Source organism: Holophaga foetida DSM 6591 (assembly GCF_000242615.2).
Lineage (GTDB): Bacteria > Acidobacteriota > Holophagae > Holophagales > Holophagaceae > Holophaga > Holophaga foetida.
The window spans coordinates 25,374-35,910 of the sequence record NZ_KI912268.1 but is presented as its reverse complement, the minus strand read 5'-3'; the positions used below and the strand labels follow the sequence as shown (position 1 = coordinate 35,910).

Genomic DNA, 10,537 nt, shown 5'->3' with positions numbered 1-10,537 from the left:
GCCAGTGGGTGCGTGGGGCGAGGTGTTCGGGGATACCATCCTGGCAACCGCCATCTTGGACCGACTGCTGCACCACAGCCACATCATCACCATCAAAGGCGAGAGTTACCGCCTGCGGGAGAAGCGCCGAGCCGGGATCGTCCCGGCCCCGGTGCCAGCGGCCACCACCTGAGCCGCACCCAGTGGGGTGTCCTCCGCTTCGGCCTACGGCCTACGCTCCAGACACCCCACGGGCTCATACAACAAGGGGGTCAATATTCGTGTCACCGGGTGGGTTAATTTTCATGTCGCTTGACAGTCGTCTGGCGATGCGTCAACATCGCGATGACCAAGGAGCCTTCATTTACATGGAATTGCTAGCTTTCTTACTGCGCGGGCCCGCCACACGGCGCCACCCCCGCCGCGGAGCGGCTTCGTTCAACACATAGGCCACCGTAGTAAAAAACATCCCGATTATCGGCTTCCCTCCCCCAGGAACGAAGGGATGTAGGAAGACTTTCAGAAAGACATGAGGTCCGTACAAAGATCGTCCCCGCCCCTGTGGAAGGGTACGGGGACGATTCCGGACAAATCTGGATTCTAGGCCTTGGCGGGATCCAACACCTTGGCCGACTTCTCGGACTTGAAGGTGAAGGCGATCACAAGGGCGACCACCAGAAGGGCGCAGGAAATGAAGTAGGCTTGGTTATAGCTCTTGGTGGCATCCACCACCGCAGCAGCGGTCATGGGACCCACAATGCCGCCCACGCCATAGGCGGTGAAAATCACGCCGTAGTTGGCACCGAAGTTCTTCATGCCGTATTTGTCGGCAGTGACAGCGGGGAAGGCCGAGAAGGAGGCGCCGTAGCACAGACCGGCCAGGGCCACACCCACCGCCAGGAGGGGGATGGAGAGGTAGTGGCTGAAGCAGAGCATATTGAGGGCCGAGAGGCCGAAGATGATCCGCATCAGATTGATGCGACCGATCTTGTCCGAGAGCGTTCCCCCCAGGAAGCGGCCGGCGGCGTTGAACACAGCCAGGAAGATGAGGAGGAGGAAACCCTTCTCCCAGCCCACCTGGATCTTGGCAATGTTGGCTGCGTGTCCGATGACCATGAGCCCGGCGGAGGCAGAAGTGCCGAACATGAACCAGAGCTTGTAGAAGTCGGCACTTTTCAGCATATCCTTCCAGTCGGCGTCATGGCTGTGATCGACGGCCTTGGCTGCAGAGAGGTTGGCCCCCTCCTCAGGCTTGTAGCCCGCAGGAGGATTGGCGAGGAACTGGGCGAAGCCGACGATGAGGATCAGGAGCGAGACCCCCATGAAGATAAGGGCCTTGGAGACTCCAAAGGCGCTGATGAGGTAGGTGACCAGCGGGGCGTACAGGATGGAAGCCAGGGCGATGCCAGCCACCACCGTGCCGGTGATCATCCCCTTCTTGGAAGCGGGGAACCACTTCAGGGCCGGAGGCGTGGTGGAAACATTGATGCTGCCGCTACCGGCACCCACCAGCACGCCGAAGGTCAGGGTCAGGAGGAAGGGGCTGTGGACCAGACCGGAGAGGATCAAGCCGAAACCCGTGAAGCAGCCGGCCAGGGTGCAGCAGAACCGGGGCCCCTTGGCGTCCTGGAGCCGCCCCATGATGACCATGGCGATCACGAAGAACACAGTAGCGGTCGTGTAGGGAATGGAGGCCTGCTTGCTGGTCCACCCAGACTTGATCAGAGCCTTCCCCACCACGCTCCAGATGTAGAGAAGTCCACCCAGGAATTGGACAGCCACCGCTGTCCAGAGAACCCTCTGCGCTCGCGACTGAAGCTTCGTATCCGACATAACACCTCATTTTGAAAAACAGTTAACACCTTCGATAAGAACTATCGAAAGCAACGAGTCAGTGTACCCAGGAACACCGGCTAACTGGCCTTGAGGGGATAAGGATGTGACAGGAATCAAACTCCGTATAGGCGGCGGAGAACCCCATCAAAAAGAGGTGCGGGCACCATCCGGTGCAGAAGCTGGGCCCACCGGGAATCAAACCCCACGAGGACACGCCTGGGAGGGCGGCGAGCCTCCAGGGCCCTCAGGATCATGGCGGCACAGGCCTCGGGGCGCATGCCATGCTCCGCAGCGAAACGCTCCCGCTGGACACGGTAACTCTCCAAAGCACGGTGATAAGGCGTCCCGATAACCCGCTCCGGCAGGTCCCCCCAGGCCTTCATCAGGGTGCTTCGGAAAGCGGTCTGGATGGCACCGGGCTCCACCAGGATCACAGGGATGTCCCGCCCGATCTCCAGGCGCAGGGTCTCCGCATAGGCCACAACGGCGTGCTTGGAAGCGTTGTAGGCCCCGCACATGGGAATGGAGAGGCGGCCCAGCACCGAGGCGATGCAGACGACACGGCCTTCGCCCAGGGCTGCGTGACGGCGGATCAGGGGCAGGAAGGCCTGGGTCACGGCGTGGAGCCCGATCACATTGGTCTCGAACTGGGCCCGCAGTTCCTCCGGTCGCAGCAGCTCCAGGGGGCCCATCTGGCCGTAGCCCGCGTTGTTGATGAGCCCCTTCAGGGGAAGGTCTCCACAGGCCTCCCGGGCGACCTCGATGCTGAGGGAATTCGTGACATCCAGGGCCAGGATCCGAAGGTCCTCGCCCGGCGGCAGATCCTTCAGGGACTCGGGATTCCGGGCCGTGGCCACCACGCCCCACCCGGCTTGACGGCAGGCTGCCACCAGAGCGCATCCGATACCCGAAGAGCAGCCCGTAATGAGGATCCAGCCGCGCTTCAAGGCTGACCTCCCTGGGCCAGGAGCCAGGCCTCGTCCCGCACAGGGATGCCGAGCTCCTGTGCCTTATCCAGCTTGGATCCGGCTTTCTCGCCAGCCACCAGCAGGGTGGTCTTCTTCGATACCGAGCCGGTAACCTTGGCCCCCAGACGCTTGAGCAGGGCCTCGGCCTCCTCCCGCCCCAGGGTGGGCAGAGTTCCCGTCACCACCGCAACCTGCCCCAAAAGGGGGGCTGCGGAGAGGTCCCGGGGAGCCGGGGGCTGGGGACAGATGCCCTGAGCCGCCAATTCAGCTGGCAGCCCGGGGTGGAGCTGGCGGAAGGCCTGGAGGGCGGCGGCAACCTTGGGCCCCACCTCCTCCACCCGCAGAAGCTGCTCCTCCGGCGCGATCCAAAGGGCCTCCAGGGAGGGAAAGGCCTCGGCCAGAAGCTCCGCCGTCTTGGAGCCGATGAAGGGGATCCCCAGGGCGTGGACCCAGCGGGAGAGGGGCTTGGTGCGGGCCCGGTCCAGCTCCTCCATCAGGTTCTGGGCGCTCTTTTCGGCCATCCGCTCCATGCGGGCCAGGAAGGCCACCCCCTGCGCCGGGTCCTGCAGGAGCCGGAAGACCTCCCAGGGCTGGGCGAAGCGCTGGGCCGCCACCAGCTGCACCACCAGGGCATCCCCCAGTCCCTCCATATCCAGGGCCACACGACTCCCAAGGTGAAGAAGGCGCGCCTCCAGCTTGGCGGGACACTCGGGATTCTGGCAGCGCACCGCCACATCCTCCTCGTCATCCTTGCCCACGGACCCTCCACAGACGGGACAGGCCTGGGGCACGCATGCCTCCGGGGCATCTTCGGGCATGGAGCCCGGCACCACCGAGACCACCTTGGGGATCACATCCCCGCCCTTCTCGATGAAGACCCGGCAGCCCACCCGGACCCCCAGGCGTGCCAGTTCGTCGCCGTTGTGGAGGGTGGCCCGGCGCACCGTCGAGCCCGCCACCTCCACGGCCTCCAGTTCCGCCACCGGGGTCAGCTTGCCCGTGCGCCCCACCTGCCACGTGATGCCCCGCACCTCGGTGGTGGCCTGGGTGGCGGGGAACTTGAAGGCGATGGCCCATCGGGGAACGCGGTCCGTGGCCCCCAGGCGTTCCTGGAGAGCCGAGTCGTTGACCTTGAGAACCACCCCATCGGTATCGAAGGGCAGTCTCAGACGCGCCTCCCCCTGCCCTTCGATGAAGGCCAGGATCGCGTCCAGATCCCCCTCCACGTGGGCCGGCATCCGGGCGAAGCCCCAGGTCTCCAGGCGGGCCATGGCCTCGGCGTGCTGCGGCGCCCCCATCAGCTGCCAGGGCAGGAACTGGAGGCGGCGCTTGGCCACCTCCCGGCTGTCCAGAAGCTTCATGGAGCCACTGGCGGCGTTGCGGGGATTGGCGAAGCGGGTCTCACCCCGCTGGTCCCGCTCCAGGTTCAGCTCCTCCCAGCGGCGCCGGGAGAGGAAGACCTCACCCCGGACCTCCAGTTCGGCGGGGGCGTCCTCCGGAAGCTCCAGGGGAATATCGGCAATGGTCCGGGCGTTCTCGGTGGCCAGTTCGCCGGTCTCACCATCCCCTCGGGTGACGGCCCGCACCAGGCAACGATCCCGGTAGATCAGGCTCATGGAGAGGCCGTCCACCTTGAGTTCGGCCACCAGCCGGGGCCGCTCGCCCAGCAGCCCCTTCAGCACCCGGGCCTCCCACTCCCGCAGATCCGTTTCGGAATAGGCGTTGTCCAGACTGAGCATGGGGAAGGCGTGGCGGGCCTTCTCGAAGGCGTCCAGGGGAGCCGCCCCCACCCGCTGGGTGGGGCTGTTGGGGTCCGCCAACAAGGGGTACTGGGCTTCCAGGACCCGGAGCTCCGCCTCCAGGGCGTCGTATTCCGCATCGGACACCGTGGGCTGATCCAGGATGTAGTACCGCCTCCGATGCTCCAGCACCAGGGCCGCCAGTTCCTTCATCCGTTCCAAGGGGTCCATGCTTCCTCCGAACCCCATCTTCCCACGAGGCGGCCCGAAGGCTGGAGGGGGGCAGGTTCAGGGTTTTGCGCTCCACGCCCGCACCCACGCCTCCAGCCCTTCCGGCGTGTTCCGCTCCGGCTCCTCCAGAAGCCTTTCCAGCAGATGCGCCTGGAGTTCTCCGAGCCAAGGACCACCGGGTCTTCCCAGGAGCTTCATCAGAGCCCGGCCATCCAGAGCCAGGGCCTTTGCATTCAAGGGTGGCACAGCCTCAGCCAGACAGTGGAGACGCTCCATGAGGGCTTGGTGCTGAGGCAGGCAGGCATCGTCCCCCCATCCCTTGGCCCGCTGGTCCCCCAGGCGGAAGGCCCCCCAGTGCTCCAGGGGCAGGCGGTCCTCCTCCAGGCGACGCAGGAGGCGGCGGCAGGCGCCATCGGACCAGTCCGGGGAGGGATGGATCCCGTGATGGCGGATGAAGGCCGCCACCTCTCCCATGAGGGCCCGGCTGGCGCGGAGGCGCTGGAGGAGGGCCTGGGCGATGAGCAGGGAATCAGCCTCGTGCCCGTAGAAGTGGAGGTTTCCGGCCTCATCCTCGCTGCGGGTGCCGGGTTTGCCCGTATCGTGCAGGAGGGCGGCCCATCGGAAGGGGGCTCCTGGGGGCACCGCCATGACGGTGGCCCGGGTGTGGCCCCAGGCGTCAAGGCGGTGGTGCATTCCCTGGCCAAGCCCCACCATGGGAAGCAGTTCCGGGAGCCACAGGCCCAGGAGTCCGGAACGCTCCAGGAGCTCCAGTCCCCGGTCCGCGGCAGGGCCCGTGAGCAGCTTGGTCAGCTCCACGAAGACCCGCTCCACGGCCACCTTGCGAGCCACCTCCAGCCGCTCGGGGATGGCCGCCAGGGTGGCCGCCTCCACGGTGAAGTCGAGCTGGGCAGCGAAGCGGCAGGCCCGCAGGGGGCGGAGCCCATCCTCGGCGAAGCGCTTGAGGGGATCCCCCACGGCCCGGACGCAACGAGCCTCCAGGTCCCGCCTCCCCCCGAAGGGATCCAGGATGTGGTCCCGCCAGTCCGATGTCTCCAGGGCTTCCACGGGCAGGGCCATGGCATTGATGGTGAAGTCCCGCCGGGCCAAGTCCTCCTCCAGGGCCACCCCCAGGCGCACGGAAACCGGATGGCGACCGTCCAGGTAGTCCCCATCCCCCCGGAAGGTCGTGATCTCGAAGGGGTGCCCCCCGGCGAGCACCGTAACCGTGCCGTGCTGGATCCCCGTGGGAAAGACCTTCAGGCCAGCCTCCTGGGCGCGGGTCGTCACCACTTCGGGCAGAAGGGCCGAAGCCAGGTCCCAGTCCCCGCCCCCCCGGGCGAGAAGGCGGTCCCGTACGGCTCCACCCACCAGCACAAGCCCGGATTCAGGCCCCAGGGCTGCCTGTAGCTGACGCACGGCATCGATCACGGGAGGCCCACCGCCCCCCCGACCACCTTGGCCAGATCCATCATGCGATAGGGCTTGGGAAGGAAGGCCACCAGCTCTCCATTCCGGAAGGACTGGGTCACATCCTGTTCACTGTAGCCACTTGTCAGGACCACCTTTGCCTGGGGATCCAGATCCCGGATGGCCAGGAAGGCCTCCTTGCCACCCATCACCGGCATGGTCATATCCATCAGCACCAGGGCGACCTGGCCAGGGTGCGCTTGGTAGTAGTTCAGGGCCTCCAGGCCATTGCCCGCCGTCTCGACCCGGTATCCCAGCTCGTGGAGCAGCTCCGCCGTGGATTCCCGCAAGACCAGCTCGTCATCCACAACAAGGATGATCCCATCAGCCACCGAAGACGGCAGTGCCTGAGGCGGGGGTGCGCTCACACGCTGCGCCTCGGGGCGAATCGGCAGATACACCGTGAATACGGTACCGTGCCCCAGGCTGCTCTCCAGGCTCCAGCCACCGGCATGGGCCTGGAGAATGCTCCGGATGAAGGCCAGACTAAGTCCCCGCCCCGAGAACTTTGTGGAGAAGAAGGGATCGAAGACCTTTTGAAGGTGGTCGGAAGGGATGCCGCACCCGGTGTCCCGAACCCGAAGGAACCCATAGGTCCCGGGCTCCAGGGGCTGGAGCGGGAAGCTGCTGGCCAGGGTGTCCCCGTCCAGCACCGTATTTCCTGTCGTGATCTCCACTAACCCCTTTCCCTGGGAGAGGGATTCCCCGGCATTGGTAAGCAATCCAAATATGACCTGCTGGATCTGAGATTCATCCGCCTCGACCACCACAGGCCCGGAGGCGAAATCGAAGCGCAATTCAGCCCAGGCGGGGAGAATCCCCTTCAGATCCCCTCTGATCTTCCGAAGGAAGGCGTTCAGTTCAACCTCGGCCACCACCAGGGGATTCCCTCCCGAAAGGGCCAGCATCTTGCGCGACAGTTCTGTGGCCCGCAGGATCTCCCGCCGGACCTTGTCCAGGTAGGAGGCGATCGGGGAGTCCGGCGGAAGCTTGCTCTCGATGAGATCCAGGTTGCCGATGACCCCGCCGAAGTGGTTGTTGAAGTCGTGGGCGATTCCCCCCGCCAGAATCCCCAGGCTCTCCTGTTTCTGGCTCTGGCGCAGAATCTCCTCGGAGCGCTTGCGCTCAGAGATATCCCAGACGTAGGCCACGAACTGGGAGCCCTCCCCAAGCGCCAGACGCCGGATGTAGACATGGGCGGGAAAAGGGGTGCCATCCTTGCGCTGACAGAGGATTTCCAGATCCTCCTCCCCCAGATCCGACTCGCCGAGGATCAAGGGATTGAGCCGCACAGGCTCCTGAACCAAATCAAAGAGAGAAAGGTTTTCGAACTCTGCCGCCTCCCAACCGAACATCCGGCAAGAAGCGCTGTTGGCTTCCCGGATGTGGCCACCGGGATCGCCGATGAGGATGGAGGCCATGGAGAGATCGGCAATGATGCGCCGCCGTTCCTCGCTTTCGCGACGCTCCTGGGCTTCCTTCAGTGCCTGGCTTCGGGCCGATCGGTATTTCTCTCCCCGCTCGACCTGCTCCGTGACGTCATTCACGACAATCAGCAACCGATGCTGGCCCTGCACGCTGGGATCCAGGCGGACAAGGGTCGTCTCCTGGATTCGGGGCCTGCCGCTGGGTTTGGTGCAGGGGAAGAAGCTGGGGTTGAGAGCCGAGGAGAAGAGGGTCGGCACGCCCTGGCGCAGGGCCGCCAGTATGCGATCTCGATAGCGGGGCTCCGCCAAGCCAGGAAACACTTGAAAAAGACTCTTTCCCACGATTTCCGGGCTTCGCAGCCCTGTCCAGTGCTCCAGGGTACGGCTCCAGAAATCGATAACCCCATCATCAACAAGCACACAGCAGCCACTGGGAACAAAGTCCAGGATGTGCAGGTTTGAAGGCCCGAAAGGATCATTCATAAGCAGTTCAGCGGCTCCCTCGCGTCATCTCCTCAATGATCGCGCCAAGGTTATCCATGGATGGTATATCAAAAAGCAGAACCAAGTGGCCTTTGATCTCCTGACCGGAGATCGCAATGAGCACCACCGCCAGCATGAGGTCCCGTTCCTGGAAGACCTGGGGGAGTTCGTCCGCATGACACTCCAGATACTCTGGGAGGTGATAGCGGACTTCCACGCCGATGATATTGCCGATGGTGCCCATCACGCCGTTGATGAGGATATTCCCCACCTCGGTCAGGGCCGCCTCCCGTTCCAGATCCAGCTCCTCGTTGCTGAGGAGCCCCCCGGTCAGAAGACCCACCAGCTTCCGTGCACTCTCCACGGGAAAGAGGATGGAGGCTGCTCCGCCCACCCTGCCGGTGAAGGCCTGTTGGACCACCACGACCTCATCCTTGAGACCGATTTCATGCTCGAGATTGAGGTGCCGGGTGATATCGGCGTGGGGGATGGTCACGACCCTGGGAACGGAAAGCTCGATCCGCTCGTTCACCATGGCGCTGAGGGAAGAAGCCGCCCGTCCCACGCCGACATTGACCAGCTCCGCCAGGGCGTCGTTGAACTCCTCCCGCGTGATCACTCGACACTCCGCCCGGCTTCGATGGCCTTGAGCACCTGCTCCAGATCCTCCCGGCGGCAGGGCTTGTTGAGGAAGGCCCGGGCCCCGAGGCGCAGGCACTCCTCCCGGCTGCTCTCCTGCACGTCCGCCGAAACGATGACCACGGGAATATCGATCTGGTGCTTCTGGACCAGAGCCAGCAATGCGAAACCGTCCAGCACCGGCATCAGGAGATCACAGATCACGGCGTCCGGCACCTCCTGCAGCATGGTCATGAAGCCGTCCTGACCGTTTACCGCCTCCTTCACGGTATGGCCCATCTCCGTAAGCATCCGGACCATCTGGCCCCGCTGGAATCTGGCGTCATCAATGGTCAGGATATTCACACTGCCTCCGTAGCACGCGTGGGGGGTCAGGATTGTCTGATCGGGATGGGAGTAAGTATAGGCCCGGCGAGGCTTTCTTGCTCACAAACCTGGGGGCGTCAAGGAGACCTGGATCCGACCTTCGAGAAATGCCTGGACTCGGAAGCGGTCCGACAGGATCTGGGGTTGACCCAGGGCGAGCTGGTCCAGTTGCCCCTTCAGAACCACCCCCGGAGCAATCTCCCGGTTCATCCCCCCCTGGACCTGCGCCTTGAGATCCTGGAAATTCTTCTGAAGGAACCAGTTGGACTTCTCCGCCAGGGCCTTGCGGAGGGTCGACCGGAAGAGCCACTCCCCGAATTTCGTGATCCAGCTGCGGCTTTCCAGGGTGTAGTCCAGATCCAGAAGCTCCAGGGTTCCCTTCTGGAGGTTGAAGGTGGGGGTACCCGCCAGAGCGAGGCGCCCGTTCACCTTGCCCTTGAGTTCCACCTCCAGGATCGCCTGAGCCCCCTGCCCCCGGACGGAGGCGTCAAGGATCTCGAAGCGTCCCTTGTCCGTCTCGAAGACCTTCCCCACCATCTGTCGCCGGAGCTGCTCCGTAGCCTCCCGGTAGCCGAGATCCGCATCCACCTGGATCCGGAAGGTGGGGGAAAGAGGACCGTTCATCGGGGCAAGATCCGGCAAGGGGCGGGGCGCGATCTCCGGCCGGGTGCCCAGCTGCAAGAAGGGGCGGGCCTGTATCTCCGGGGTCACGACCAGGGTGTGCCCTTCGCTACTCCAAGGGCCGAGTCGCAACTGTTCTGGATTGAGGACCAGGAAGACCCCAGGGCTCACCTCGATGGGCTGCTGGGCCATCCGCCAAACCTCTTCGGCCTTGTGCCTCAGCATGGCCGAGTCCCGGACCTGCTGCTCCATACCCTGGAGCCCGCGTCCCATGGCGTCCTTCATCCCCGCCAGCACCTGATTCGTGATGTCGTAGCCCAGAAAGGTGATGGTGCAGGCGTTGGAAGCCATGGGATCGAAGGTTGTCACCTTGAGGTCGACCCCCCACTGGGGTGTGATCCCGAAATCCGCCTGAGCTCCGAGCCAAGCGTGGCGGAAGCCTTCGGGCCCCAGGCCGCAGGAGCCCATGGACTTGATGAGGCTCCCCATCCGGATCCCCACCTCCATCCAGTAGTGGACCGCCGTACGCACCGTCACCCGGTTGCTGTTCAGGCGCAGGGTCAGGGGATCCCGGTAAAGATTGAAGCGGAAGACCTTGGTTCCGCTGTTGGGCAAGGGAGTCCAGGTCTCGATCCCGGCAGGGACCTTCGGGACATTCCGCTCTGCCGCCTGAAAGATCGGGTCCAGATTGATGCGGATCGGAAGGGCGATATGGGAAGGAGGCGCCTGGGCCAGGAGGGTGGAAGCGAGAAGGGCGGCAGTCAAAGCGGGTAAGCGCATG

The 10,537-nt window shown here is 64.4% G+C and carries 9 protein-coding genes; 1 reads left to right on the top strand and 8 read right to left on the bottom strand.

The annotated features are described in order from the left end of the window. Positions 1 to 172: ATP-binding protein (locus HOLFODRAFT_RS23665; RefSeq protein ID WP_158412889.1), on the top strand; the 172-nt coding region annotated here is incomplete at its 5' end. Between the two features lie 407 nt (positions 173 to 579). Here HOLFODRAFT_RS23665 and HOLFODRAFT_RS0200200 read toward each other — a convergent pair. The 8 genes from HOLFODRAFT_RS0200200 to HOLFODRAFT_RS0200165 form a co-directional block, all read right to left on the bottom strand. Then, positions 580 to 1,812, bottom strand: coding sequence for an L-lactate MFS transporter (locus tag HOLFODRAFT_RS0200200; RefSeq protein WP_005031398.1), 1,233 nt, complete (start codon positions 1,810 to 1,812; stop codon positions 580 to 582). A 116-nt stretch (positions 1,813 to 1,928) separates the two neighbouring features. Next, positions 1,929 to 2,762, bottom strand: a complete 834-nt coding sequence (locus HOLFODRAFT_RS0200195) for an SDR family oxidoreductase (RefSeq protein WP_005031399.1) — start codon at positions 2,760 to 2,762, stop codon at positions 1,929 to 1,931. Continuing rightward, a complete protein-coding gene (gene ligA / locus HOLFODRAFT_RS0200190) occupies positions 2,759 to 4,753 on the bottom strand; it encodes an NAD-dependent DNA ligase LigA (protein ID WP_005031400.1) in 1,995 nt (664 codons plus the stop codon). Before ligA ends, HOLFODRAFT_RS0200195 begins: the two co-directional genes overlap by 4 nt. A 57-nt stretch (positions 4,754 to 4,810) precedes the next feature. Beyond that, positions 4,811 to 6,181 carry a CCA tRNA nucleotidyltransferase gene (locus HOLFODRAFT_RS18535; protein ID WP_005031401.1) on the bottom strand — a complete coding sequence of 457 codons (1,371 nt, stop codon included), beginning with the start codon at positions 6,179 to 6,181 and terminating at the stop codon, positions 4,811 to 4,813. Continuing rightward, complete coding sequence (locus HOLFODRAFT_RS0200180) at positions 6,178 to 8,130, bottom strand: PAS domain-containing hybrid sensor histidine kinase/response regulator (protein ID WP_005031402.1); 1,953 nt, start codon at positions 8,128 to 8,130, stop codon at positions 6,178 to 6,180. Before HOLFODRAFT_RS0200180 ends, HOLFODRAFT_RS18535 begins: the two co-directional genes overlap by 4 nt. A 7-nt stretch (positions 8,131 to 8,137) precedes the next feature. Further along, positions 8,138 to 8,749 carry a chemotaxis protein CheC gene (locus HOLFODRAFT_RS0200175; protein ID WP_005031403.1) on the bottom strand — a complete coding sequence of 204 codons (612 nt, stop codon included), beginning with the start codon at positions 8,747 to 8,749 and terminating at the stop codon, positions 8,138 to 8,140. Continuing rightward, positions 8,746 to 9,114 (bottom strand): response regulator, encoded by a 369-nt coding sequence (locus HOLFODRAFT_RS0200170; RefSeq protein ID WP_005031405.1) that lies wholly within the window; start codon positions 9,112 to 9,114, stop codon positions 8,746 to 8,748. Before HOLFODRAFT_RS0200170 ends, HOLFODRAFT_RS0200175 begins: the two co-directional genes overlap by 4 nt. Positions 9,115 to 9,195: 81 nt before the next feature. After that, positions 9,196 to 10,536 carry a DUF4403 family protein gene (locus HOLFODRAFT_RS0200165; protein ID WP_005031406.1) on the bottom strand — a complete coding sequence of 447 codons (1,341 nt, stop codon included), beginning with the start codon at positions 10,534 to 10,536 and terminating at the stop codon, positions 9,196 to 9,198. Position 10,537: the final 1 nt, after the last annotated feature.